Consider the following 25,282-nt stretch of genomic DNA (forward strand, 5'->3'; position numbering starts at 1 on the left):
GGTGATGTTGCGAATTAACGAACGCGACGCAGATAGCCGTCCGGCGCCACAGTGATCAGCAGCTTGTTCTGCAGCTGCACATCGATCTCGAAATCCTTGTTCTCTTCCAGGTATTTCCACACGGCGGTCTTCGGGTTGTCGCCCGGGCCCCATGGACGATCCGGGAAGAAATCGGCCGGCATGTCTTCAACCACGGTGTCCATCACCACGCAGTAGCTGTCGACCGAAACCAGTGGCGCGTAGAGGCGCAGCTCTTCGAGCACGTGGTCGTGGGTGTGGTTGGAATCGAGCACCAGAATGACTTTCTTGCCTTCGGCAGCCGCGCGCACCTGGGCAGCGATGGCCGGGTCGATGCTCGAACCTTCGATCATCTTGATGCGCTTGCTCATCGGATGGCTTTCGATGGCTTCGCGATTGTGCGGACGGATGTCCAGATCGATGCCCAGCACTTCACCGTGACCTTGCAGTTCCAGCAGGGAGGCGTAGTAGATGATCGAACCGCCGTGGGCGATGCCGCACTCGATGACCAGATCCGGCTTCACCTGCCAGATGATTTCCTGCATGGCCATCATGTCTTGCGGCAGCTGGATGATCGGACGGCCCATCCACGAGAAGTGGTAGCTGTACTTGTGTTTGGCCGATTCGTTGAAGAAATCGCGGGCCAGGCCCGTCAGTTTCTGGTCGTCACCCTGCTGGGCGATCTGCTCGCGGCATTCGGCTTCGAAAGCTTTGTTGATGCTGTTGTCGGTCATTTTCAAAATCTCAAGGGTCACTGGAACGAAGCGCTGTCGACGGCGTGATAGACGTAACGTCCACCGGTCATCCGCTTGATCTCTTCGAGGTAATTGGAATTCATCACAAACAGGTTGGCGCCCTCGGGCAAGGCGTCCATCGCCTCTTGCGGCGAGGACACCCGGGCGCCGCTCAGGGGCAGGTAACGCCCCTGCTTGGCCGGGTTGATATCGACCACGCGATCCACCGCCACGCCGGCGCGTTGCAGGAACAGCGAATAGATCACGCCTTTGGACGAGGCGCCCCAGATCGCCGAACCCTGCTCGGGCGCGCCCTGGATGATCTGCACCGCGCGCTCGAGGCTGGCGGTGAAATCGTCCGGCAAGGCCAGGCGTGGCACCGGTTGTTCCGGGGTCAGGCGCAACGTGGCGAGGTCAGCGACGATGTACAGGTATTGGCCACCAAACAGGTGACCGGCCTCGTGCACAGTGCCGAACATCCGGCGCAGATCATCGAGGCGGAAGTAATTGACGTGCTCGTAGAACAGGTCGAACCAGGCGCGGTGTTCGAGGATCCAGTCGAAGCACGGCACTTCGATGTAGATCTGCCCGCCGCCCTGATTGGCTTCGGCGATCACCGCCAGAAAACCCAGCGGATCTTGAATGTGCTCCAGCACATGACGCAGCACGATGGCGTCCGCCTCCAGGCCCAGGCCTCGGGTGAACGGGGCCTTGATCACGTCGGCGTTCTCGCCTTCGTAGGCCGGGTCGATGCCGGTGATGCGGTAGCCCAAACCTTTGAGCAACTCGAGGAAATAGCCTTTTCCGCAGCCGACTTCGATCAGTTCCTGACCCTTGAAGTGCCGGGCAATGATGCCTTCGACATCGCTCAAGTGCTTCTGGAACTGGCCGGAATGCGCCTGCTCGTTCTGGTAGTCGGCGTCGTAGCTGAGCTTGTCGGCGTCGAACGCCGCATTGAAGATCAGACCGCTGCGCTCATCCTGCACCAGCAACATGTCGGCGCGGGCCGATGCCTTCGCCGATTCGGGATCGGCAAAGGTGCGGTTCTGCAGCACCGGCAGGTCGGTGACCCGATACAACTCGTGCCTCATTGCGGCTCTCCCAATAACTGTTGCAAGCGCTCGGTCACCGCCCAGAACGCCAGCGGTTCGTGGGTCGGATACGGGTAATGGCCGAGGTTCAGGCCGATGGTTGCGCCGCGTTCACTCACGCGTTGCTCGACCAGCGCCCGCACCGAAACCGGCTGGCCGCTGGCGCAGTTGATCGTGCCGTCGAAATCGCGTTGGTGCAGGATCGCGGCGAGATGAGCGGCAGCGGTTTCAATTGCCAGAAAATCGCGCAGCTGTTCACCGGCCGACATGTTGAACGTCGCATCGCCGGCATCGATTGCCCGGTCCAGCGCCGCCAACAGACTGTTGGGGTTCTGTCCGGCGCCGTGCAGGTAGAACAGCCGTGCCCATTGCAGGGTGAACGGATGCTCCTGCTGCAGACGTTGCAAAAACAGGTGCAGCGTGTGTTTGGCCAGACCGTAAGGATTGGCCGGCTGCGCGTCGTTCTGTTCGCTCAACGGGCCGCTCTGCATGCCGTATTCGAAGCAGGTGCCGGTCACCAGCACCTGCTTCGCGCCCGCCTCTACCGCGCCTTTGATGAAGCGATAGTCGGCCATCAGGTTGTGCTCGAAATGAAACAGCGCCCGATAGTTCGGCAACCCCGGCCAGGCCAGGTGCACGAGTGCATCGACGCCCTCGGTCAGCGCCGCGACATCCAGATCCGTCGCGTGAATATCCGCGCTCACGAACTCGACGTCATTGATCCAGGGCATGTCCGCGGTTTTCTGCGCGTCGCGCGCAACCGCCCGCACCGTGCAGCCACGGGCCAGCAACGCTGCGACCAGATGACGACCGACGAAGCCCGTGGCTCCGGTGACCAGAACCTTCACAGCACGCTCAACTCAGGCACGGCGATCACGAAGCGACCGTCCCACTGACGCACCTGGGCCAGTTGCTGACTGACTTCGTGCAGCAGGTTCCACGGCAGCACCAGCACGTAATCCGGCTTCTCGATATCGATCTGCGCCGGCGCGACAATCGGGATGCGGCTGCCCGGCAGGTACTTGCCCTGCTTGTGCGGATTTGCATCGGCGACCCAGGCCAACAGATCCGGTTTGACCCCGGCGTAGTTGAGCAAGGTGTTGCCCTTGGCAGCGGCGCCGTAGCCGACCACACGCTTGCCGTCGGCCTTGGCCTGCAACAGAAAACGCAGCAGATCATGCTTGATACGTTCGGCAGCCGGCACCAGCGTCGCGTAGTACCCGGTGGTTTTCACCCCGGCGTCGAGTTCGGCCTGCAACTGCTGTTGCACGGCCGGCTGCACGGCGCGGCGTTCGCCGTCCTTGCGCTGGACGAACACCCGCAGCGATCCGCCATGGGTGGTCAGCTGGCTGACGTCGAACACTTCCAGGCCATTGCGTTCACACAGCGTCTGCACGGCAGTCAGGGACAGGTAGGAATAGTGTTCGTGATAGAGCGTGTCGAACTGCGCGCCGGCCATCAGCGTCAGCAGTTGCGGGAATTCGAAGGTGGCGACGCCGGTCGGCTTGAGCAGCGTGGCGAAACCGCCGAGGAAATCATTGATGTCCGGCACGTGAGCGAGCACGTTGTTGGCGGCCATCAGGTCGGCGGCCCAGCCTTCGCTTTTCAGCTGTGCGGCGGTGTCGCGACCGAAGAACAGTTCACGAATCTCCAGGCCTTTTTCCCGTGCTGCCTGCGCGGTGCTGCGGGTCGGCTCCACGCCCAGGCACTGGATGCCGCGACCGGCCACGTATTGCAGCAGGTAGCCGTCGTTGGCCGCGACTTCCACCACGCGGCTGTCGGCGGTCAGGCCGAAACGCTCGACCATCTCGGCCACATAACGCTCGGCGTGGGCCAGCCAGGTGCTGGAGAACGAACTGAAGTAGGCGTACTCGGCATCGAACAGGCTGTCGGCGGAGGTGTAATCCTCGGTCTGGACCAGCCAGCATTGCTGGCACACGGCGACCTTCAGCGGCACCCATTGTTCGGCCTGCTCCAGCCGATCGGCATGCACATAGGCGTTGGACGGTGGCGAGGTGCCGAGGTCGATCAGCGGCAGGCTCAGCGGTGCGGCGCACCCACGGCAGTTCATAGACGCACTCCAGCAAAATGTTGATCGAGCGCGGGATGGCTGGAATCACGCGCTGACAAATTATTGACAGGCAACGGCCAGGCAATCGCCAGCCGTGGATCGTTCACCGACAGGCCGCCCTCGTGCTCCGGCGCGTAATCGGCGCTGTGCAGATAAAGCAGTTCGGCGTCTTCGGTGAGGGTCTGGAAACCGTGAGCGAAACCGGCCGGAATCAGCAGGCTGCGTCCGTCACCGGCCTTCAGGTGCTCGGCGTGCCAGTGCAGGAAGGTTTCCGAGTCCGGGCGCAGGTCCACCGCCACGTCCCACACTTCACCGCGCAGGCAGGTGATCAGTTTGGCTTCCGGCGCATTGGCGTTCTGGTAATGCAGACCGCGCACGCTGCCCTTCTCGCGTGTGCAGGAATGGTTGATCTGACGAATGTGAAATTCACTGCCGAACGCCTTCAGACTGCCTTCGCAGAACAGTCGGGCGAAGTGACCGCGCTGATCTTCGAAGCGTTTGTGCTGGACGCTGAACAACCCGGCCAGCGGCAACGGTTTCAAGGAAAACTCGCTCACAGCGCGCCCCGGTAAAGATTCAGTTGGCCGAGGGTCACGGTGCGCATGTCGTCGCCGTTCTGCCACGCCAGATGCCAGTCGAGGGTCTGGGTCAGGCATTGCTGCAACGTCCAGCGCGGTTGCCAGCCCAGCACCTGACGGGCGCGGCTGCTGTCCAGGCGCAGCAGACCGGCTTCGTGCAGGTCACTCTTTTCGAGGCGCAGGCCACGGGCCTGAGGCCAGCGGTTGGCGAGCAGTTCGACCACTTCGCCGACGCTGCACATGTCCGCCTCACCCGGGCCGAAGTTCCACGCGCCAGCATATTCCGGGCCGTCTTCATAGAGGCCGGCGGCCAATTGCAGGTAGCCGGCCAGCGGCTCCAGCGCGTGCTGCCACGGGCGCACGGCTTGCGGGTAACGCAGGGTCACCGGCTCGTCGGCCGACCAGGCTTTCAGTACATCGGGTATCAGCCGTTCAGGGGCGAAATCACCGCCGCCCAACACGTTGCCGGCGCGCGCGGTGGCCAGGGCCAGACCGTGCTCGGCGTACTTGTCGGCCGGGAAGAACGATGCCGCGTAAGACTGCGCCAGCAACTCGCAGCAGGCCTTGCTGCTGCTGTAAGGATCATGGCCACCGAGAGCTTCGTCCTCGCGGTACGGCCACAGCCATTCCTTGTTGGCGTAGACCTTGTCGGTGGTCACCAGCACGCAGGCCCGCACGCAACCGACCTGGCGAATCGCTTCGAGCAGGTTGAGGGTGCCCATGACGTTGCTCGAATAAGTGCCGAGCGGATCACGATAACCCTCACGCACCAGCGGCTGGGCCGCCAGATGCAGGACGATCTCCGGCTCGGTGTCGGCGATGATCTCGAGCAAGGCGCCCAGATCACGCAGGTCGCCGCGCTGATCGTTGATGCCTTCGCTCACGCGCGCCAGTTCAAACAGGCTCGGCTCGGTCGACGGGTCGAGGGAAAAACCGCTGACTTGCGCGCCGAGGCTTTGCAGCCACAGGGTCAGCCAGCTGCCCTTGAAACCGGTGTGGCCGGTGACCAGAACCCGCTTGCCGCGCCAGAACTCAGGACTCAGGCCCATTGTTTCCATGGGGCCTCCCCGCTCTGCCACAGCGCTTCGAGGTGGTTCTTGTCGCGCAGGGTGTCCATCGGATGCCAGAAGCCTTCGTGCTCGAAGGCTTTCAGTTGTTCGTCCTGGGCCAGGCGAGCCAATGGCTCCGCTTCCCAGGTAGTTTCGTCGCCAGCGATATACGACAGCACTTTTGGCGACAGCACGAAGAAGCCGCCATTGATCCAGCCGCCGTCGCCGCGCGGTTTTTCGGTGAAGCCGAGGACCTGATCGCCATGCCGTTCGAGGGCGCCGTAGCGGCCCGGCGGCTGCACGGCGGTGACGGTCGCCAGACGGCCGTGGCCCTTGTGGTAGTCGACCAGCTGCGCAATGTTGATGTCGGAGACGCCGTCGCCGTAGGTGAAGCAGAACGCCTCTTCATCCTTGAGGTAACGGCCGGCCCGCAGCAGACGGCCACCGGTCATGGTTTCCTCGCCGGTGTCGATCAGGGTGACGCTCCACGGCTCGCTGTAGTTCTGGTGCACGTCCATGCGGTTGTTGCGCATGTCGAACGTGACGTCGGAGGTGTGCAGGAAGTAGTTGGCGAAGAAGTCCTTGATCGCGTAGCCCTTGTAGCCGAGGCAGATCACGAAGTCGTGGATTCCGTGGGCGGAATACTGCTTCATGATGTGCCAGAGAATTGGCTTGCCGCCGATCTCGATCATTGGCTTGGGCTTGAGGTGCGACTCTTCACTGATGCGCGTGCCGAGGCCACCCGCCAAAATAACTGCCTTCATCGTCTCCCCTCTTCTACGTCACAGGGCTTGGCCTCGCTGTTGCAGGCCTTTGCGGCTGAACCTTTGCCAGTCCGGGCGCAGGTGAATGACCGCGAGCGCTCGTTTTATGGCGATTTGAGGGGGACTTGCAGGAAACGCGCCAGCTCCGCCGACCCTGTGTCGGCGAGGAAATGCAGGCATGAAAAAAGGGATGAATCCGTTGCCGGACTCATCCCTTTCATCGAGCAGCTTCAATCAATCAGACGGATCAGCCAAACATCGCGAATCCATCGATCGTGGCCGGCAGGTCGTAGACCTGACCGTCAGCGGTCTGCAGATGCTCGATGTTGTTGTACCCACCCACATACCAGTCCACCAGTTTCACGCCATTGGCCGGCACACCGCTGCTGCCGTCATTGGCGCCGTGCAGGTAGGCATCGTCGCCGACACGCGTGACGCTCAACTGGCTGAGGTTGGCAATGGTGTTCATGATCAGGGTGTCGTTGTAGCTGCTGGCCATATCCTGAATGGATACCAGGCCGGGGGCATTCACCACATAGGTGTCATCGCCATCGCCACCAATCAGCGTATCGTTCTGCGGCGCCTCGCCATCCAGACCGGATGCCAGGCCGCCATAAAGAATGTCCGCACCCCCGCCACCCTGAATGAAATCGTCGCCAGCTCCGCCTTCCAGAATGTTGTCGCCCCAATCACCTTGCAGCACGTCATTGAAATCGCTGCCACGCAGGTTTTCGATGTCGATGTACGTGTCGTAGAGGGCGATACCGCTCTGCGGGCCCCAGCCGAGGGAGACGCTCAAACCCTCAGTGCTGTCTTCGTAGCTGACGGTGTCGACACCGGCTCCGCCTTCGAAGCGATCGGCACCCGCGCCGCCGTACAGGACGTCATTGCCGGCGCCCGACACGATGACGTTGTCCCCGTCATTACCGTAGCCCGTGAAGTCTGCGGTGCCGGTATACGTCATTTTTTCAATGAACGGATCCATGTGCATCGACGACAGGCTGGTGTACACGTGGTCGGTACCACCAAAGAGGTCCGTCTCGACGATGCTCACACCGGCGCTGTTGATGATGTACACATCGTCGCCTCTTCCGCCTTCCAGCGTCACGCCCGCGACGTTGGCGGTGAATCGGTCATCGAACGAAGTACCGATGACTTTCTCAACGTTCAGCAACGTGACATCCGCACCTGCTTGCTGACCAATGCCGATACTGACGCCATCAAAGGAGTGGCGGTAGCTCACGGTGTCGTAGCCATCGGCGCCATCCACGATCATGGCGTTATCGAGCAGATACACCACGTCATCGAAATTCGATCCCTGAATCGCCTCGATGCCGGTGAAGGTGTCGCCAGCAGCGATGGTCAATGCATCGTAGTTCTCGAAATCCTGGACTCTCACACCCTCGAGGCTGTCGGAATAGCTGACAGTATCGAAGCCTTCGCCACCCACGAAGTGATCAGCGCCGGCGCCACCCCACAGCCAGTCGTTACCTGCGCCGCCGATGATCTCGTTGTCACTGGCATTGCCGTAACCCTTGAAATCGCCGGTACCGGTGAAGGTGAGCTTCTCGATGAACGGGTCCATCTTGACGGTGTTCAGGCTGGTGCGCAGTTCGTCGTAGCCACCGTTGTTTTCTTCAATCAGGGTCACGCCTTCGGCGGTGACGTTGTACACGTCATCACCCACACTGCCGTCCAGCGTCACGCCACCCACGGAAGCGGTAAAGGTGTCGTTGTAGAAACTGCCGACCACCTTCTCCACCGACACCAGCGTGTCGACCTTGCCATCGGGCCCTGTGACCGTAACGGCGCCAGCACCAACCTCGACACCGACTCCCGAACTCATGCCGTAATAGGTCGCCGTATCAAACCCTTCACCGCCGTCCAGCACGTCCGATCCCCCGCTGGCCAACAGCTGATCATCCGACTCCATTCCATAGAGTTCGTCATTGTCCTGGGTGCCAATCAGGACATCCGCTTCACTCGTTCCATTTACGACTGCCATTTGCTTCTTCCTTGCCTTGTTATGAATCTGTCCCTGCGTGCGTGGCGATCACACCCCGCCACAGCACACTGATAAATCGCGGAATACGTTGATATCGACAGGGAAAAACCAAAGCTTTAATCCGCGCACAAATTCGTCGGCATTTAATGTAAATACGCATTTCACGGCCGAAAAAAAAAGCGACCTTCAGGTCGCCTTTTTTCGGTTGTCGAGCGCGGCTCAGTCCGCCAGCCAGCCATATTCCCAATACCGCAGGTTATCGCCGCGCAGCACGTAGTCACGCAGGACGACCTCGCGCAACTCGTCACCCATTCGGTAGCTGGCATCCGGGTCGGCCAGGTGCATGCGGATCGCCTGCAGCCACTCGTCCGTGCTGTTGGTCTTGATCCGGGTGCACGGCAGATAACCGCGATACGCTTCGGTGTCCGTGCAGATCACCGGATAACCGCAGGCACCGTATTCCAACAGCCGCAGGTTGCTCTTGCAGTCGTTGAATACGTGGAATTCCAGCGGCGCCAGGGCCAGGTCAAGGTTCAGGCTGGCCAGTTTCGCCGGATAGATTTCCAGATCGATCACACCGTGGAATTCATGCATGTACGGAAGCAGATCGTCCGGGCACATGCCGAAGAATACCCAGTCGACTTCGTCGGCCAGCTCGCGCACCACATCGGCGATGACGGCCAGATCGCCGTGGTGACTGGTGCCGCCACCCCAACCGACCCGCGGTTTTTTCGAGGTACGGCGCTGACTGCGCAAGTGACTCCACAAGTCCTTGGACAGCATGTTTGGTACGACACGAATGTCGTGATGCATGTCCGACAGCACGTTAGCCAATGGCTGGGTCGACACGACCACTCGATCACACAGACCAATGGCGCGTCGCACCATACGCTCCATGTCCTGCTTGCTCGGCATGTTGCGGATATGCGCATTGCGATGGGGAACGTCGATGACATAGTCATCGAGCTCGAAGATGCGCCGCGCATTGAAATACTTTTTCAGCGGAGGGATTTCATCGATGGCGTGTTCCGAATAGCGCCCTTGCAACACGATCACATCGGGCGACTGACGCTCGATATCGATGATCGACGGCAAGCCGTAGCAAATGCGCCCCTCGACCCGGTTGGCCGCCTGCAGCTCGATCATCGGCTGACTCATGCGGTAGTGCCCGATGGCAGAGGCGTTGATCGGCACCACCAGCACATTCGGCAACTGCGCCCTGGAAAAGGCACTCCACCCAGTACGCAAGCCAGGTTCCAGACTGAAGTTGGTGGCACCCACACCCTGCAGCGTCAGGTTGGTGTTGTAGGCCGGGTCGCGTGCAATGGTCGGCAACCAGCGCTGGTAGAACGTGTCCCTTTCCTCGGCGAGCAGCGCTTCGTCTTCCGCCGTCGCCGCAGCGCTTGGGCGCGCGCCCACCGCCAGCACGGCATGGGGACTCATCACCACCAGGTAGCCTTCGCGGCCAACCCGCAAGCACAGATCCACGACATTCAGCGACTGCTTCAGGTCCTGCTCGTCGAGCCCACCCGCAGCGTCGAAAACCGACTTGCGAATCATCAGGCAATCGCCGCCGACAGCACTCAGGTTATGGACCGCCTGCAGGCGGAACATGTACCCGTCCGACTGCATGGGCTGGCCATAGAACGGCAGCCCGACCGGCCCGTTCAAACCGAGAATCAGGCCAGCATGCAGCACCCCGCCGTCGGGATTGAACAGCTTGGCACCGACCACCCCGACTTCCGGGCGCTGCGCATGGTTGAGCAGTTCATCGAGCCAGTCGGCCTGGGTAATCACCGCAAAGGCGTTGAGCAGCAACACATACTCGCCACGCGCCTGGCTGATCACAAAGTTGTGCACAGCGGCGGCATTGCCCTGTTGCGGATAGCTCAGCACGCGGATCCGGTCGCTGCCCAGTTGCGCCATGCCGTCCAGCCATACCCGCGCTTCAGCGCTTTCGCTGCCGTTGTCGACCAGCAGCAATTCGTACTCGGTATAAGCGGTCTTTTCCAGCAGCGTTTCCACACAGCGCTGCACGGCAGTAGTCTGGTCCTGAGTGACAATGACCACCGACACCAGCGGGCGTCGGGCGTGGTGATAATCCACGCGATTCAGCAGCTCGCTGCCACCACGACGGATTTCATGGACAATCCCCAGCCGTTGCAGATGCGCTTCGAGAATTCGTGGACTTTGCGCCACGACCCCCGGTTCGGTGAGCCATTGGGAAAGATCGAATTTGGACTCCAGCAGCACTTCAGCAATGTGTCCCACAACGTTCAGGCCGTCGCTCTCGACCATCCGCCACAGCACATCATGGGGGGCCAGCTCGGCAAACGCCGGTGCAAAGCCGCCGAGCGCCAGAAAGCGCTCGCGCTTGAACGCCAGGGCGCGCCCGACGTAGGGATAACTGCGCATGAGATCCAGATTGAAGTCCGGCTTGAACGCAGGCTCCGCCGATTCGCCGGTGCGCAGGCTACCCTCGTCGCTGTAAAGACAGGTCAGGGTCTGGCTGTGCGCGATCCGGTCGGCCATGACCAACAACGCCGGCGCAACGAGGCAATCACCTGGCTGCAATAGATAGAACCAGTCGGCGCCTTCGAGCTGCGGCAGCAGTGTGTTGATCTGTTCCAGCCCGTCATCCTGCAACGGCATGTGAAACACGCGCCCATCGAGGGTCGCCTCGTTGCACAGAACGGACAGCACCAGGATCAGCTCTGGCGGGTAATCCTGGGCAGCGAGCGCCTCCAGTGTGCGCTCCAGACCATCGCGACTGCCCTGCCGGTCAATGATGATCGGCACGATTCGCGGCTGCTGCGGCCAGCTGGCGAGCGTTTCCGGCAACCAGTGGCGCTGCTGCTCGGTGAGCACCCGGCATGCCAGCCACTGTGCGTAGAGTTCGCCGAAGCTGAAGCTGTTGACGCCTACGCCCCACTCCTGACGGCTCTGTTTGGAGCCAAGGGTTCGGCTCAGGGGCAGCTCTTGCCACACCCGTGGCGACTCTTCGACACGGGTCAACGGAACATAACGCACCCACCCCGGTGCAGGCGCCGACTCACCACTGCGCGCCTTGAGCATTTGCGAAATCCATTCGCGCTCGACTTCTGCCGCATCCTTCATCGGTTGTTGCGCACTCAAACGCTCCGGGTAGAGACGTTCGGCGCTGAGTACGTTATTGGAAACCGCCAGGTTGCCACGCCGCAGCAGACAGACATACAGGGCAAAATCCAGCGTCGCGACGAAGCAGGCACCCTCCTCGGTCAACGCCGGCAAAAGCTCGACAACGTCGGCGCGGCGCATCAGCGCACTGCTGAATCCACCGAGAACATTGACCGGGAATTTTTCAAAAATGCCCAGGACATCGTCGCCCTTGAGCAGTGCGCTGACTGGCGACAACGGGGTGTTTTCAATACGCGCCGGCAGAATGATGTCGTTGGCATCCCAGAGCAGCCGCTGAGCCACCACCAGGCTGACTTCGGCATGCCGCATTTCATGGACCTGCTGCTCGATGCAAGCCGAATAGAGCAAATCGTCATCGCACAGGAACTTGATGAATTCGCCCTGTGCCTGCTCAAGACAGACCTTGAGGTTGTCGACCAGCCCCAGCGTCCGTGGATTGCGCACGTAGCGTACGGCCACGCCTGTCTGCTCGCTGACTGACGCTGTGATGTCCTGGATCTCGTTGCCGCGATTGTCATCGCACACAATGATTTCGAGATTGCCGTAATTCTGGCTCACGGCACTGTTCAAGGCCCGTTCGAAAAAACGCGGATTGAAGGCAGGGATGACGAGGCTGACAAGGGGGAGTGAATTCACGGCGGACTCGCAAGCGGCGGGAACCCGCCCGGAACAGCGAGCCCTTTGAAACCGCAAAAAAAGACGATTGATACAGAGCGGTCAGAGCAAGCGGGCGCTTGCGCGCCCGCTCAGGCTTCAGATCTTGTTGAACAGACCCAACTGAGAGATTTTGCTGAACGCCAGTTGCGAGGCCTGCAGCATGGTCTGCTGCAAGGTCAGGCGGGTCATCACTTCGGCCGGATCCGAATCACGGATCGTGCCCTGAGTGGTGGAGTTCGCCAGCTGCAGGCTCTCGTTAGTGGTGTTCTGGTCATCCAGCGACAACCCACGGGCACCGATGGACGTCACCGCGCTGCCGATCTGATTGGCGGCGCTGTCGATGTTGCCGAGGCCGGCTTCCATGGCACCCTGGAATTTCTGCTTGGCCACCGGATCACCGTCGATCGGGGTGTTCAGCGCCGTGACCATCTGGCCCAGGGTGTCGAGCACGTTCTGGGTCTGGTGGTTGTTGGACTGGATCGAGAACTGGTCACCGGCCGCCGGCGTACCACCGAGGGCGAAGGTCACGCCCGCTGCCGTGGCGTTGCCGCCGGCCACGGTACCCGACGAGATCGGCTTGCTGTCGGCAGTGACAGGCGCCGCGTACAGGTCGAACGCGGTGGCGCTGGTGAACTTCAGGACTGCGCCGCCACCCGACGGGAAAGCCGCGTCGTAGGCTGCCTGGTTGGTCACGCTGGAACCGGTGATGACCGCGGTCGACGGGTTGCCCGGGCTGCGCGAAGCGGTGAACGAGTCCGGCGAAGCCGACAGCTGGAAGCTATGACCGGCAATGACCGCGTCCGGGTTGGTATCGCCAGCCTTGAGGTTGATGTTCAACTTCATGTCGACGCCACGGAAGCTGACGGTCTGGTTGGCGCCGTTGCTGTTGCTGATCAGACCGTTCTGGCTGGCCTCGGAAGTCACGTCGTTGCCCAGGGCATCGGTGATCTTCAGCTGAGTGCTGCTGATGAAGTCCACGGTGTAAGGCTGACCGGCCGCAAACTTGGCGTTGTAGGTGGCGGCGGTGCCGACCGTACCGTTGGTCAGCACCACGCGACCGTCATCGACGGCCGGAGCCGTCATTGTGGTCTGGGTGCGGCTGGTGTTGATGGTCTGCTGGAACGCATCCCAACCAGTGGTGTTGGTGGCCACCGACAGGCCGTCGCCAATGCCCAGGTTGATCTGGGTCTGGTCACCGTTGTAGGTGTAGGTGCCATCGGCGTTCTGCGAGTACGGCGCGGTATCGGTCTTCGAGCCGGAGAACAGGTAGTTGCCGTTGGCATCCTTGGAGTTCATCAGGCCCAGCACTTGTTGCTGGATCTGGCTCAGTTCGGCGGCGTAAGCCTGGCGGTCCTTATCGGTGGCGATGCCGTTGTTGGCGGCCAGACCGATTTCCTTCGCGCGCTGCAAAGCAGTGGTGATGGAGTTCAGTGTGGATTCCTGAACGGTCAGCGCGCTCTTGGTGGTGTCGATGTTGCCTTTGTACTGATCAAGCATCGCGGCCTGCTGACCGAGCTTGAGCAAGCGACCGGCGCCGATCGGATCGTCGGCGGCGGTGTTGATGCGCTGCAGGCTGCTGGCTTCGTTCGCGGTCGCGACAGCCTTGCTGTAGTTGCGCTGATATTGAGCAGCTTGCGTCGCGTAATACTGAGCGGTGGAAATGCGCATGAATTACGGCTCCTTAAAGACTGTTGATCAGCGTGGCGAAGGTTTCCTGCGCAGCTTTGATGATCTGCGAAGACGCTGTGTAGTACTGCTGATACTTGACCAGGTTGCCGGTCTCTTCGTCCAGGTTGACCTGAGACAGCGAATCACGCGCGCCCTGCGCCTGATCCAGAATGGCGGTGGTGGCCTCGATGTCGGACTTGCCTTGAGCGGCCTTGGTACCGACGTTGGTCACCAGCTTGTTGTAGGCGTCGGTCAGGCTGATGCCCTTGCTGCCCGAGCCGGTGTCCACGGTCTGCTTGGTCTGCAGACCAACCAGTGCCTGGGCGTTGCGGTTGTCCGAAGACGCCGCGCCGGTCAGGCTCATGGTGAAGGTTTCGCCGGCTTTCGGCGTCGCGCCCACGGTGGTCTGCACGGTGAAGGTTTTCTGCACGTTCGGCGTGACGCTGGTATCCATCACCGGTGCGCCGGTGGAGTCGACCATGCCGATCTTCAGGTTCAGGGTGTTGGCCTGCCCCGGCACGATGGTCCCGGTGCCGATGGTGTTGCCCTTGGCATCGACCATGTTGTACGACTGGCTGCCGCTGGCGACCGCACCGAACACCAGTTTGACCGGGGTCGAATACTTGAGCGCGTTCTGCAACTCGGCCTGGGAGGTCGGGTTGTAGATATCGATGGTGTCGGTCAGCGTCGGCTGGGTGTAGGTGCCGGAATTATTGGTGCTGGCCACGCCGGTCAACGGTGCCGCCGCCGCGATTTTCTTCGGGTCGGTAAGCACGGTCTGGATGCTCGAGGCCGCGCCACGGGTCGGAGTCACCTTGAAGGTGTCACCGGCGCTCAGAGCACCGCCATTGAGGGCCAGGGTGAAACCGTCGATCACCGGAGGCGGCGTGGTCGTGGTGCTGAACGAACCCATGTCGGTGCCGTCCGAGCGCTTGACCGTGTAGTTGGTCGCGCTGGTGAAGGTGACCTGGTAATCGTTGGTGGTCAGCTTGCCGGTGTCCTTGATGGTCACGTCAAGGTTGCCCGAACCCGCGCTGTTGCCCGCCTGGGCAATGCTGCGCTGACTGATCAGCGCGGCACTGTTGATGTTGTTGAAAATCGCTGCGCCGAAGTCACCGTTCTTGTCGATGCCCTGGGCTTGCTGGCGGTTGACCTGATCGGCGATCACCAGCGCCACACGACCCAGCTCGTTGAGCGACGGGTCGAGCACTTCCTTGCGATAGCTCAGCAGACCGCCGATTTCGCCGCCACTGATCACCGAAGTGATGTCGATGGTGCTCGAACCGCGATCCATCTGGATGCCCATGCGCGACGGGTCATCCTTGCTCGGCACGGTGCTCAGGGTATTGGTGGTGTTACCGACAACCAGCGGCTGCCCGCTGCCGACGTAGACGTCGAAGCTGGTGCCGCGCTCGACGACCTGCGCGCCGACCAGCTGAGAGAGCTGGCGTACGGCTTCGTTACGGGTGTCGAGCAGATCGTTCGGCTGGCCGCCGCTGGTGGAAATCTCGCCGATTTTCTGGTTGAGATTGGCAATCGAGGTGGCCAGTTTGTTGACCTGGGCCGCCATGTCGCCAAGGTTGCCGTTGAGCGTGGTGTTCTGGTCGTTGAGCTGCTTGGCCAGTGCGTTGAAGCGGCTGGTCAGGGCTTGCGCGCCGGTCAGCACCGACTGACGGGAAGTGTCGTCGGTGGCAGAGGTCGATACGCCTTGCATCGAGGTGAAGAACTTCTGCAACACGCCGGTCAGGCCGGTGTTGGTGTCGGACAGCGAACCGTCCAGCGCTGTCGCCTGCGCGCCATAGGCGGCCGCTTCGCTGCTCAGCGAGGTGGCGGTGTGCAGCTGCGATTCGAGGTAGGAGTTGTACACCCGACGCACGTCGGCGAGGGTCGTACCGGTACCGATGAACACGTTACCGTACTGAATCGAGGACTTGGTGCCCTGCACGGTTTGCTGGCGTGAATAACCGGCGGTGTCGACGTTGGCAATGTTGTTACCTGTCACAGCCAGAGAGGAAGAACTCGCGTTCAACCCCGACATCCCGATATTGAGCAAACTCATGATTCAAACCTTACCTTGTGTTTATAAGGGCGTTGTTGGAACGCCGGCCGCAGCGTAGTTCTGATTGACCGTCATCTGCTTGGCAATCTGCGAAATCTTCGTCGCGTAGTTCGGGTCGGTCGCGTAACCGGCCTTCTGCAATTCGCGTACAAACTGTTCTGGGTTATCGGCCGACTTCAGCACATCTTGATAACGATTATTGCTCTGCAGCAAAGTCACCAGATCGTGGAAGCTGTCCTTGTACGAGGCGTAGGAACGGAACTCGGCCGTCTCCTTGACCATCTGCCCGTTGCGGAATTCGCTGGTGATCGCCCGGGCCGAATCGCCCTTCCAGTTGCTGCTCGCCTTGATGCCGAACAGGTTGTGACTGCTGCTGCCGTCCTGGGCGCGCATGACCGATTTGCCCCAACCGGTTTCCAGTGCAGCCTGAGCCACCAGATAACGCGGATCGACGCCAATGCGGGCGGCGGCTTCCTGGGCCATCGGCAGCATGGTGTTGACGAACTGGTCGGCATTGCTGAACGCGCGCTTGGCGGGTGCCAGCGGGATCTGCGCCATGGCTCGGCCGTAAATCTGCATCTGCCCGCCGGAAGCCTTGTCTGCCTCGGCACGGTCCAGCCAGTCGCCGTTGTACAGCGGGCCGGAACCGGTGACAGCGGCGGTCGTGGCGCGTTGCGGCAGTTGAGTGGCCGCTGCCGGCGTGGCCGACGGCAGCAGACCGGCGAGCAAGCGATCCGCCAGTTTCGGCGGCAACGCCAGACGACGCTGGTTGATCATTTCCATGTCATTGCGATGGGTCAGTTCGGTGTTCGGCGCATGCACCGAACGCGACGCCCACAGTGGACGCTCGCCGTTGAGTCGCGACAACGGGCCATTGGTGGCCACGGTGCCGGCGGCAATCGGCGTGGCTACGGCAGCGGCCTTGGCTTTGGCTTCTTCCTGCTTGGCGGCGGATGCGGCCGCAGCCTCGCCCGGCGCCATCGGTTTGTTCTTCGACATCTGCTTGATCAGCACGTCGGCCAGACCGATACCACCGCCCTCGCGGGACATGGAAACCGCCAGTTGCTGGTCGTACATTTCCTGATACTGCTTGGCGGCCGGCGTGTTGAGCGGGTTGTCCTGGCCCAGCGCTTCGGTGGCCGAACGCATCGACTTGAGCATTTCACCGAGGAACAGCGATTCGAATTCCTGCGCAACCTTGCGCATGTTGCCGTCGCTGTTCTTGTCGCCGACCTTCAGCTGGTTCAGACGATTGAGGTCGGAGTACGAACCCGAATCGCTGCTGCTGACCAGACCGCTTTTGCGCATATCCATGGTCGCCGTCCTCAGATCACGATCAGGTCGGCTTGCAACGCGCCGGCCTGCTTCAGTGCTTCGAGGATGGCCATCAGGTCACCCGGCGCTGCGCCGACCTGGTTCACCGCCCGGACGATCTCGTCGAGAGTGGTGCCCGGGCCGAACTTGAACATCGGCTTGGCTTCCTGTTCGGCATTCACCCGCGAGCGCGGTACCACGGCGGTCTGGCCGTTGGACAGCGGGCCCGGCTGGCTGACGATCGGGTCTTCGGTGATGGTCACAGTCAGGCTGCCGTGAGTCACGGCGGCCGGCGACACCTTCACGTTCTGGCCAATGACGATGGTGCCGGTACGCGAGTTGATGATGACCTTCGCCACCGCCTGACCCGGATCGACTTCGAGGTTTTCCAGGATCGACAGGTAGTCGACGCGCTGGCTCGGATCGAGCGGTGCGGTCACACGGATCGAACCGCCGTCGATGGCCTGGGCCACGCCAGGGCCGAGCATGTCGTTGATCTTGTCGACGATGCGCTTGGCGGTGGTGAAGTCGGAACGGTTGAGGTTCAGCGTCAGGCTGTTGCCCTGGTTGAAACCGCTCGGCACCGAACGCTCGACCGACGCACCGCCAGGGATGCGACCGGCCGACGGAACGTTGACGGTGATCTTCGAACCGTCACGGCCTTCAGCGTCGAAACCGCCAACCACCAGGTTGCCCTGAGCGATGGCGTAGACGTTGCCGTCGATACCCTTGAGCGGGGTCAGCAACAGAGTGCCGCCGCGCAGGCTCTTGGAGTTACCGATGGACGACACGGTGATATCGACCTGCTGACCCGGCTTGGCGAACGCCGGCAGATCGGCACTCACCGATACCGCCGCAACGTTTTTCAGCTGCACGTTGCCCGATCCCGGCGGCACCTTGATGCCGAACTGCGAGAGCATGTTGTTGAAGGTCTGCAGGGTGAACGGGGTCTGCGTGGTCTGGTCGCCAGTGCCGTTAAGACCGACCACCAGGCCATAGCCGATCAACTGGTTGGAACGCACGCCGGAAATGCTGGCGATGTCCTTCAACCGTTCGGCTTGTGCATTGAAGGCCGCCGACAACAGGAACGCGGCCACCATGAGACTTCTGAAATTCAACGTAGCCACCTAGAAAGGGAACAGCGGGCTGAGGAAGAAACGGTCGAACCAGCCTGGCTGACTCGCATCGGCGAACGAACCGGTGCCCGAGTAGGTGATGCGCGCATCGGCGACCCGGGTCGAGGACACGGTGTTATCGGTGGCGATGTCATCGGCCCGCACGAGACCGGCGATCCGCACCAGCTCGTCGCCGGTGTTGAGGGTCATCCACTTCTCGCCACGCACGGCGATGATGCCGTTGGGCAGCACGTCGGCAACGGTCACGGTGATCGAGCCGGTCAGGGTGTTGCCCTGGGCGGCCTTGCTGTCACCTTTGGTCGCGCGGTCGCCTTCGTAGCTGGCGCTCAGGCTCAGGTCATTGCTGCCGATCGGGTTGTTGGTGGTCGCACTGCTGCCGAACAGCGACGTCAGACCGATGCCGGTCTTGCTGTTCTTGGCCACCTGCGAGTTGGCGTTCTTGCTGGCCTGGGTCCTCTCGTTCAGGGTGATGGTGATGATGTCACCGACCCGGAACGCCTTGCGGTCGCTGTACAGGTTCTGTTCGAAACCGGCCTGATAGATCGAGCCGTTGTTGGCGGCCGACGGCAACGGTGTGCGCGGCAACACCGGGGCGTAGTAAGGATCATTGGGCTTGGGCGTCGGAGCGACGCAGCCCGCGAGCGAGACGACCCCACTCAATGCCACAACAGATACAAAGCGCTTCATGACCCTTACCTCACGGTGTTGCAGGCGACCTCATGGCCGCCTCATAGACTTGATTACAGATTCTGCGTTACGAACGAGAGCATCTGGTCGGCGGTGGAGATCACCTTGGAGTTCATCTCGTACGCGCGCTGGGTGGTGATCATGTTGACCATCTCTTCCACGGTGCTGACGTTGGAGGTTTCCAGGGTGTTCTGCAGGGTGGTGCCGAAACCGTTCAGGCCCGGAGTACCGACTTGCGGTGCACCGGAAGCGGCGGTTTCCAGGAACAGGTTGTTGCCCACCGCTTGCAGACCGGCCGGGTTGATGAAGTCGGCGGTTTGCAGGTTGCCGATCACTTGCGACGCGGCGTTGCCGGCAACGGTGATCGACACGGTGCCGTCACGACCTACGGTGAAGGTCTGGGCGTTGTTCGGAATGACAATCGCCGGCTCCAGGGCGAAACCGCTGGCGTTGACGATCTGGCCGTTGGAGTCGAGGTGGAAAGTACCGTCACGGGTGTAGGACGTGGTGCCGTCCGGCTGCAGGATCTGGAAGAAACCGCGACCGTCGATGGCCATGTCCAGCGGCTGCTCGGTGGTTTGCAGGCTGCCGGCGGTGAAGTTTTTCTGGGTGCCGACAATGCGCACACCGGTACCCACTTGCAGACCTGACGGCAGTTCGCTGTCCTGGGTCGACTGGGCGCCTGGCTGACGCTTGATCTGGTACAGCAGGTCCTGGAACTCGGCGCGGTCACGTTTGAAACCCGTGGTCGACACGTTCGCCAGGTTGTTGGAAATGGTGGTCAGGTTGGTGTCCTGGGCGGACAGACCGGTTTTGGCAACCCATAGAGCCGGAAGCATTCGATTCTCCTCGTGCGCCTGTTTTACGGCGCGACGTTCTGATAATTAGCTGATCTGCAAGACCCGAGCCATGGCCTGGTCGTCGTCTTTGGCGGTATTCATCATCTTGACGTGCAGTTCGAACTGCTTGGCCAGGGCCAGCACCGACGTCATCTCTTCAACGGCATTGACGTTGCTCGACTCCAGGAAACCCGACACCAGTTTGACGTTGGCATCGGCCGGCGCAGGCTGGCCGTCCTTGGTGTAAATCGAACCGTCCAGGCCCTTGTTCATGTTCTTGATGTCCGGGTTGACCAGCTTGATCCGGTCGACTTCGGCCATGACGCGCGGCCCCTCGCCCATCGCACGGATGCTGATGGTGCCGTCTTCACCGACTTCCACCTGCTGCTCCGGCGGCACGGCGATCGGCCCGCCATTGCCCATGACCGGCATGCCGTTGCCGGCACGCAACACGCCGAGGGCATCGATGTTGAGGCTGCCGGTGCGCACGTAGCTTTCACCGCCATTAGGGTTCTGCACGGCGATCCAGCCGTTGCCCGACACGGCGACGTCGAGGTCACGGCCGGTCTGCACCAGCGAGCCCGGCGTGAAGTCGGTGGCGGGCCGTTCGCTCATGGCAAACGCACGCGCCGGAAAGCTGTCACCGAACACCGGCATCGAACGCGCCTGCTCCAGGTCGCGCTGAAAACCATTGGTGGAGATGTTCGCCAGGTTGTTGGCATGAGCCTTTTGCGCCAGTGCGTTCTGGCTGGCGCCGGTCATTGCCACATAAAGGTACTTGTCCACACTCTTTCCTCTGCATGCCGGACGTTTGCCGCCCACCGCTGTACTGCTGAGCCATAAGCAATTTGCAGACCAACTTTTTTCTGGCGGCTGAGGGCCCGGTAAACAAAGGACTTGAGGGATTTTGCGAGGATGAGGGAAATGTATCGAAGTCGAAAAACCGGCGGTGTCATGCCGCTTGGCGGCAAACACCCGATCCGACCGTGATCACTCGGACGCGCCCTTGCCGACTTCATACTCACGCAGCTTGTTGGCAATCGTGGTGTGCGAAACCCCGAGCCGCTTGCCCAGTTGCCGGCTGCTCGGATGTTCGGAATACAAGCGCTCCAGTACCGCCTTCTCGAAGCGCCCGACAATCTCGTCCAGCCCGCCCTCGAGGGAGAAATCGCCAAGCGGCTGACGCACGCCGTAATCCGGCAGGCGAATGTGCTCGGCCTTGACCGTGCCGCCGTCGCACAGCGAAACCGCCTGGAACAGCACGTTCTCGAGCTGCCGCACGTTGCCCGGCCAATGGTAGTGACTGAGCCGGTCCATCGCCGCCGGTGCCAGTTTCGGCAGCGGGCAACCAATCTGCCGACTGGCCTGATCGAGGAAGTGCTCCACCAGCGGCGTCAAACCGTCGAGGCATTCGCGCAGTGGCGGGATGTGCAGCGACAGCACGTTCAAGCGGTGATACAGATCCTGGCGAAACTCGCCGCGCGCGCACAACTCCGACAAGTCGACCTGGGTTGCGCAGATCACCCGCACATCCAGGTAAACCTCTTCATCACTGCCCACCCGCCGGAAGCAGCCGTCCTGCAGGAAGCGCAGCAATTTCACCTGCAAGCGCGGGCTCATTTCGCCGACGCCATCGAGGAACAGCGTGCCGCCCGCCGTCAACTCCAGCAGCCCGAGCTTGCCTTCGGCGCGCGCGCCTTCAAAGGCACCGGGGCCGTAGCCGAACAGTTCGGTCTCGGCCATCGACTCAGGCAGCCCTGCGCAGTTGAGCGCCATCAACGGCGACTGTCCGCGCGGACTCGCCAAATGGCAGGCCCGTGCCAGCAATTCTTTGCCGGTGCCGGTTTCGCCTTCAATCAATAGCGGTGCATCCAGCGGTGCCATGCGCCGTGCTTCACGCACCACCGCCGCCATCACTTTCGAGCTCTGGAAGATGCTGTCGAAGCCACGCAACTCTTGTTTGCGCACGTTATAGATGCGCTCGCCGACGCGGTCCGCACGGTGCAAGGTCAGCACGGCACCGGCCATGGCCTCGCTGTCGTCGTGTTCCGATTGCAGCGGCGCGATGTCGGCAAGAAAGATGTCGCCCTTGACCTTGACCCGCATGCCGTTGATTCGCGATTTGTTGGCGCGCACCAGTTCCGGCAGGTCGAAATCTTCGGCGTAACGCGACAACGGAATCCCCGGCACCTCGTCCACCCGCACCCCGAGCAACTGCGCCGCCGCACGGTTGGCCGCCACGATGGAGCCGCCCATGTCGATCGACAGCACCGGAAACTCCAGCGCACCGAGCAGCGCATTCAACTCCATATGCCGCCGCTCGCTCGGCATCAGCCCTACCCGCTTGACGCCGAACACCCCGGCGATTGCCTCGAACTTGGGTCGCAATGCCTGGAATTGAATGTTGATCAGATTCGGGCAATGCAGATAGATCGCGTTGCCATGCTCACCGCCCACCTCGCCACGGGCGACGTTGATCCCGTACTCCACCAGCAGATTGAGAATGTCGCGCAGGATGCCGATGCGATTCTGGCAGTGGACTTTGATACGCATATAAAGGCCCGAAACAGGTGAAGAGGCGGTCTGGCGCCGGAATTTTCTGCGCAGCGCGCAAGATAGTCGTCAAGATTATGTGACAGCCATCGGCCTTTTCAAACCCGACAGTCACCGCAAATACGACTTATCGCACGAAGCGTAACGAAAATTTTACGAATTAAAAAGACTTTTCCTACTCGACCAGTTCTCAACCTGCTGCAACAACGAACATTCCGGGGTATTTCTCAGTCCATCGCAGGACATAACAAGAACGAAATTCCCCTCGCAGGAGAGCAGTATGAAGCAGACGCAATACGTGGCCCGCGAGCCCGATGCGCAAGGTTTTATCGACTACCCCGCCGAAGAACACGCGGTGTGGAACACGCTGATCACCCGCCAGTTGAAAGTGATCGAGGGTCGCGCGTGCCAGGAATACCTGGACGGTATCGAAAAACTCGGTCTGCCCCACGACCGCATTCCGCAACTGGGCGAGATCAACAAGGTGCTCGGCGAGACTACCGGTTGGCAGGTTGCCCGCGTTCCGGCGCTGATCCCCTTCCAGACCTTTTTCGAATTGCTCGCCAGCAAGCAGTTTCCGGTGGCCACGTTCATCCGCACCCGTGAAGAACTGGACTACCTGCAAGAACCCGACATTTTCCACGAGATCTTTGGCCACTGCCCGCTGCTGACCAACCCGTGGTTCGCCGAATTCACCCACACCTACGGCAAGCTCGGCCTGCAAGCCACCAAGGAAGAACGCGTTTATCTGGCGCGCCTGTACTGGATGACCATCGAGTTCGGCCTGGTCGACACCCCGCAAGGCAAACGCATCTACGGTGGCGGCATCCTGTCTTCGCCGAAAGAAACCGTTTACTCGCTGTCGGACGAGCCCGAGCATCAAGCCTTCGATCCGCTGGAAGCAATGCGCACGCCGTATCGCATCGACATTCTGCAACCGCTGTATTTTGTACTGCCGAGTCTCAAGCGCCTGTTCGACCTGGCCCACGAAGACATCATGGCCATGGTCAAGCAAGGCATGCAGCTGGGTCTGCACGCACCGAAGTTTCCGCCAAAACCAAAAGCCGCGTGACCCGCGACTTTTGCTTACAAGTGAGTCTGTCCGTCGTCGCCACTTTGGTTTAGCGTGGCGACACTGACCGCCAATATAAAAAAACACCTTCAGATTTCAGGAAGTCCACCATGTCCACTTTGAACCAAGCCCATTGCGAAGCCTGCCGTGCCGATGCCCCACAAGTCAGCGATGAAGAACTGCCGATCCTGATCAAGCAGATCCCTGACTGGAACATCGAAGTACGCGACAGCATCATGCAGCTGGAAAAAGTCTTCCTGTTCAAGAATTTCAAGCACGCGCTGGCCTTCACCAACGCCGTCGGCGAGATCTCCGAGGCCGAAGGTCACCACCCGGGTCTGCTGACCGAGTGGGGCAAAGTCACCGTGACCTGGTGGAGCCACTCGATCAAAGGCCTGCACCGCAACGACTTCATCATGGCCGCGCGCACTGACGAAGTGGCCAAGACTGCAGAAGGACGCAAGTAATGCACTTCGACGCCATCGGCCGGGTGCCCGGCGATCCGATCCTCGGCCTGATGGAGGCCTACGCGCAGGACTCCAACCCGCGCAAGTTCGACCTCGGCGTGGGCGTCTACAAGGATGCCCAGGGCCTGACGCCAATCCCCGAAGCGGTGAAAATCGCCGAGGCGCGACTGGTCGAGAGCCAGGACACCAAGACCTACATCGGTGGCCACGGCAATCCGCTGTTCGGCAAGGTCATCAACGAGCTGGTGCTTGGTGCCGATTCGGCACTGATCGCCGAGCAACGCGCCGGCGCCACCCAAACCGCGGGCGGCACGGGCGCCCTGCGTCTGGCGGCAGACTTCATCGCGCAATGCCTGCCGGGCAAAGGCGTGTGGCTGAGCAACCCGACCTGGCCGATCCACGAAACGATTTTCGCGGCCGCCGGGGTCAAGATCAGCCATTACCCGTACGTCGGCAGCGACAACCGCCTCGACGTCGATGCGATGCTCGCCGTGCTCAATGAAGTGCCGAAAGGCGATGTGGTGCTGCTGCACGCGTGCTGCCACAACCCGACCGGTTTCGACCTGAGCCACGACGACTGGCAGCGGGTGCTGGAGGTGGTCCGTCGCCGCGATCTGCTGCCGCTGATCGACTTTGCCTACCAGGGCTTCGGCGACGGTCTGGAGCAGGATGCGTGGTCAACCCGACTGTTCGCAGCCGAGTTACCCGAGCTGCTGATCACCAGCTCCTGCTCGAAGAACTTCGGTTTATATCGCGACCGCACCGGTGCGTTGATTGTGAGCGCGAAAACCGCTGACAAGCTGATCGACATCCGCAGCCAGCTGGCGCACATCGCCCGCAACCTGTGGTCGACGCCACCGGATCACGGCGCGGCTGTCGTCGCCACGATCCTCGCCGACCCGGAGCTGAAACGCCGCTGGGCTGACGAAGTGGAAGCCATGCGCCTGCGCATCGCCCAATTGCGCAGCGGTCTGGTGGAAGCGCTGGAACCGCACGGCCTGCGCGAGCGTTTTGCACACATTGGCGTGCAACGCGGGATGTTTTCCTACACCGGTCTGTCGCCGGAACAGGTGAAAAACCTGCGCGAGCATCACAGCGTGTACATGGTCAGTTCGGGCCGGGCCAACGTTGCGGGGATTGATGCGACGCGCCTCGACTTGCTGGCAGAAGCGATCGCCAACGTCTGCAAATAACTCCCCCTTGTCTTGATCGTTCCCACGCTCCGCGTGGGAACGATCAGGCGCACTCATCGCGAGCAGGCTCGCTCCCACATTTGCCCTGCGTCACCCTGTCGCACTTGTCTAGACAATCCCGCCCGTCGAAACAAATGGATTTAAAAATCT

20 protein-coding genes are annotated in these 25,282 nt (G+C 61.4%); 3 read left to right on the forward strand and 17 right to left on the reverse strand.

Features of this window, described 5'->3' with window-relative positions; translation table 11 throughout:
• Positions 1–14: 14 nt before the first annotated feature.
• From CAF74_RS17545 to CAF74_RS17625, 17 genes are all read right to left on the reverse strand, one after another.
• Positions 15–752 carry a cephalosporin hydroxylase family protein gene (locus tag CAF74_RS17545; RefSeq protein WP_007958324.1) on the reverse strand — a complete coding sequence of 246 codons (738 nt, stop codon included), beginning with the start codon at positions 750–752 and terminating at the stop codon, positions 15–17.
• A gap of 17 nt (positions 753–769) precedes the next feature.
• The gene (locus CAF74_RS17550) at positions 770–1,843 is read right to left on the reverse strand and encodes a class I SAM-dependent methyltransferase (protein ID WP_085747125.1); all 1,074 of its coding nucleotides are present in this window, start codon (positions 1,841–1,843) and stop codon (positions 770–772) included.
• Complete coding sequence (locus CAF74_RS17555; RefSeq protein WP_085747126.1) at positions 1,840–2,691, reverse strand: NAD(P)-dependent oxidoreductase; 852 nt, start codon at positions 2,689–2,691, stop codon at positions 1,840–1,842. The genes CAF74_RS17550 and CAF74_RS17555 overlap by 4 nt, the downstream gene beginning before the upstream one ends.
• Positions 2,688–3,914: a class I SAM-dependent methyltransferase gene (locus CAF74_RS17560; protein WP_085747127.1), complete on the reverse strand. Its 1,227-nt coding sequence runs from the start codon at positions 3,912–3,914 to the stop codon at positions 2,688–2,690. The genes CAF74_RS17555 and CAF74_RS17560 overlap by 4 nt, the downstream gene beginning before the upstream one ends.
• Entirely contained in the window at positions 3,911–4,471 is a 561-nt protein-coding gene (gene rfbC, locus CAF74_RS17565; RefSeq protein WP_007958330.1) for a dTDP-4-dehydrorhamnose 3,5-epimerase, read from the reverse strand. The genes CAF74_RS17560 and rfbC overlap by 4 nt, the downstream gene beginning before the upstream one ends.
• A complete protein-coding gene (gene rfbG, locus CAF74_RS17570) occupies positions 4,468–5,550 on the reverse strand; it encodes a CDP-glucose 4,6-dehydratase (RefSeq protein WP_085747128.1) in 1,083 nt (360 codons plus the stop codon). Before rfbG ends, rfbC begins: the two co-directional genes overlap by 4 nt.
• Positions 5,532–6,305 carry a glucose-1-phosphate cytidylyltransferase gene (gene rfbF / locus CAF74_RS17575; RefSeq protein ID WP_007958332.1) on the reverse strand — a complete coding sequence of 258 codons (774 nt, stop codon included), beginning with the start codon at positions 6,303–6,305 and terminating at the stop codon, positions 5,532–5,534. The genes rfbG and rfbF overlap by 19 nt, the downstream gene beginning before the upstream one ends.
• A 247-nt stretch (positions 6,306–6,552) precedes the next feature.
• A complete protein-coding gene (locus CAF74_RS17580) occupies positions 6,553–8,310 on the reverse strand; it encodes a calcium-binding protein (RefSeq protein WP_085747129.1) in 1,758 nt (585 codons plus the stop codon).
• 219 nt (positions 8,311–8,529) lie between these two features.
• Positions 8,530–12,123, reverse strand: coding sequence for a glycosyltransferase (locus CAF74_RS17585; protein WP_085747130.1), 3,594 nt, complete (start codon positions 12,121–12,123; stop codon positions 8,530–8,532).
• Between the two features lie 117 nt (positions 12,124–12,240).
• Positions 12,241–13,812 carry a flagellar hook-associated protein 3 gene (locus CAF74_RS17590; RefSeq protein ID WP_085747131.1) on the reverse strand — a complete coding sequence of 524 codons (1,572 nt, stop codon included), beginning with the start codon at positions 13,810–13,812 and terminating at the stop codon, positions 12,241–12,243.
• A gap of 13 nt (positions 13,813–13,825) precedes the next feature.
• The gene (flgK, locus tag CAF74_RS17595) at positions 13,826–15,871 is read right to left on the reverse strand and encodes a flagellar hook-associated protein FlgK (protein ID WP_085747132.1); all 2,046 of its coding nucleotides are present in this window, start codon (positions 15,869–15,871) and stop codon (positions 13,826–13,828) included.
• A gap of 21 nt (positions 15,872–15,892) precedes the next feature.
• Complete coding sequence (flgJ, locus tag CAF74_RS17600; RefSeq protein ID WP_085747133.1) at positions 15,893–17,185, reverse strand: flagellar assembly peptidoglycan hydrolase FlgJ; 1,293 nt, start codon at positions 17,183–17,185, stop codon at positions 15,893–15,895.
• 11 nt (positions 17,186–17,196) lie between these two features.
• Positions 17,197–18,285, reverse strand: coding sequence for a flagellar basal body P-ring protein FlgI (locus CAF74_RS17605; RefSeq protein ID WP_039765528.1), 1,089 nt, complete (start codon positions 18,283–18,285; stop codon positions 17,197–17,199).
• Positions 18,286–18,312: 27 nt separating this feature from the next.
• Positions 18,313–19,008, reverse strand: coding sequence for a flagellar basal body L-ring protein FlgH (gene flgH / locus CAF74_RS17610; RefSeq protein WP_085605729.1), 696 nt, complete (start codon positions 19,006–19,008; stop codon positions 18,313–18,315).
• Positions 19,009–19,061: 53 nt separating this feature from the next.
• A complete protein-coding gene (gene flgG / locus CAF74_RS17615; protein WP_007958342.1) occupies positions 19,062–19,847 on the reverse strand; it encodes a flagellar basal-body rod protein FlgG in 786 nt (261 codons plus the stop codon).
• 45 nt (positions 19,848–19,892) lie between these two features.
• Positions 19,893–20,633, reverse strand: coding sequence for a flagellar basal body rod protein FlgF (locus CAF74_RS17620; protein ID WP_007958343.1), 741 nt, complete (start codon positions 20,631–20,633; stop codon positions 19,893–19,895).
• Between the two features lie 204 nt (positions 20,634–20,837).
• The gene (locus tag CAF74_RS17625) at positions 20,838–22,400 is read right to left on the reverse strand and encodes a sigma-54-dependent transcriptional regulator (protein ID WP_085747134.1); all 1,563 of its coding nucleotides are present in this window, start codon (positions 22,398–22,400) and stop codon (positions 20,838–20,840) included.
• Positions 22,401–22,680: 280 nt separating this feature from the next.
• On the opposite strand from CAF74_RS17625, the gene phhA reads away from it, so the two are divergent.
• From phhA to CAF74_RS17640, 3 genes are all read left to right on the forward strand, one after another.
• Complete coding sequence (gene phhA, locus CAF74_RS17630; protein ID WP_085747135.1) at positions 22,681–23,472, forward strand: phenylalanine 4-monooxygenase; 792 nt, start codon at positions 22,681–22,683, stop codon at positions 23,470–23,472.
• Between the two features lie 110 nt (positions 23,473–23,582).
• Entirely contained in the window at positions 23,583–23,939 is a 357-nt protein-coding gene (locus CAF74_RS17635; RefSeq protein WP_003222798.1) for a 4a-hydroxytetrahydrobiopterin dehydratase, read from the forward strand.
• A complete protein-coding gene (locus CAF74_RS17640; RefSeq protein WP_085747136.1) occupies positions 23,939–25,132 on the forward strand; it encodes an amino acid aminotransferase in 1,194 nt (397 codons plus the stop codon). Before CAF74_RS17635 ends, CAF74_RS17640 begins: the two co-directional genes overlap by 1 nt.
• The last annotated feature ends 150 nt before the right edge of the window (positions 25,133–25,282 follow it).

This window comes from Pseudomonas sp. R45(2017) (assembly GCF_002112305.1).
GTDB classification, from domain to species: Bacteria; Pseudomonadota; Gammaproteobacteria; order Pseudomonadales; family Pseudomonadaceae; genus Aquipseudomonas; species Aquipseudomonas paraglycinae.

Excerpts from the sequence above, each read along its gene's own strand:
- flgH (WP_085605729.1), bottom strand. The coding sequence starts at position 19,008 with ATGAAGCGCTTTGTATCTGTTGTGGCATTGAGTGGGGTCGTCTCGCTC.
- CAF74_RS17550 (WP_085747125.1), bottom strand. The coding sequence starts at position 1,843 with ATGAGGCACGAGTTGTATCGGGTCACCGACCTGCCGGTGCTGCAGAAC.
- CAF74_RS17590 (WP_085747131.1), bottom strand. The coding sequence starts at position 13,812 with ATGCGCATTTCCACCGCTCAGTATTACGCGACGCAAGCTGCTCAATAT.
- rfbF (WP_007958332.1), bottom strand. The coding sequence starts at position 6,305 with ATGAAGGCAGTTATTTTGGCGGGTGGCCTCGGCACGCGCATCAGTGAA.
- CAF74_RS17625 (WP_085747134.1), bottom strand. The coding sequence starts at position 22,400 with ATGCGTATCAAAGTCCACTGCCAGAATCGCATCGGCATCCTGCGCGAC.
- phhA (WP_085747135.1), top strand. The coding sequence starts at position 22,681 with ATGAAGCAGACGCAATACGTGGCCCGCGAGCCCGATGCGCAAGGTTTT.
- flgK (WP_085747132.1), bottom strand. The coding sequence starts at position 15,871 with ATGAGTTTGCTCAATATCGGGATGTCGGGGTTGAACGCGAGTTCTTCC.
- CAF74_RS17560 (WP_085747127.1), bottom strand. The coding sequence starts at position 3,914 with ATGAACTGCCGTGGGTGCGCCGCACCGCTGAGCCTGCCGCTGATCGAC.
- rfbG (WP_085747128.1), bottom strand. The coding sequence starts at position 5,550 with ATGGAAACAATGGGCCTGAGTCCTGAGTTCTGGCGCGGCAAGCGGGTT.
- CAF74_RS17640 (WP_085747136.1), top strand. The coding sequence starts at position 23,939 with ATGCACTTCGACGCCATCGGCCGGGTGCCCGGCGATCCGATCCTCGGC.
- CAF74_RS17605 (WP_039765528.1), bottom strand. The coding sequence starts at position 18,285 with ATGGTGGCCGCGTTCCTGTTGTCGGCGGCCTTCAATGCACAAGCCGAA.
- flgG (WP_007958342.1), bottom strand. The coding sequence starts at position 19,847 with ATGCTTCCGGCTCTATGGGTTGCCAAAACCGGTCTGTCCGCCCAGGAC.
- CAF74_RS17635 (WP_003222798.1), top strand. The coding sequence starts at position 23,583 with ATGTCCACTTTGAACCAAGCCCATTGCGAAGCCTGCCGTGCCGATGCC.
- CAF74_RS17545 (WP_007958324.1), bottom strand. The coding sequence starts at position 752 with ATGACCGACAACAGCATCAACAAAGCTTTCGAAGCCGAATGCCGCGAG.
- CAF74_RS17580 (WP_085747129.1), bottom strand. The coding sequence starts at position 8,310 with ATGGCAGTCGTAAATGGAACGAGTGAAGCGGATGTCCTGATTGGCACC.
- flgJ (WP_085747133.1), bottom strand. The coding sequence starts at position 17,185 with ATGGATATGCGCAAAAGCGGTCTGGTCAGCAGCAGCGATTCGGGTTCG.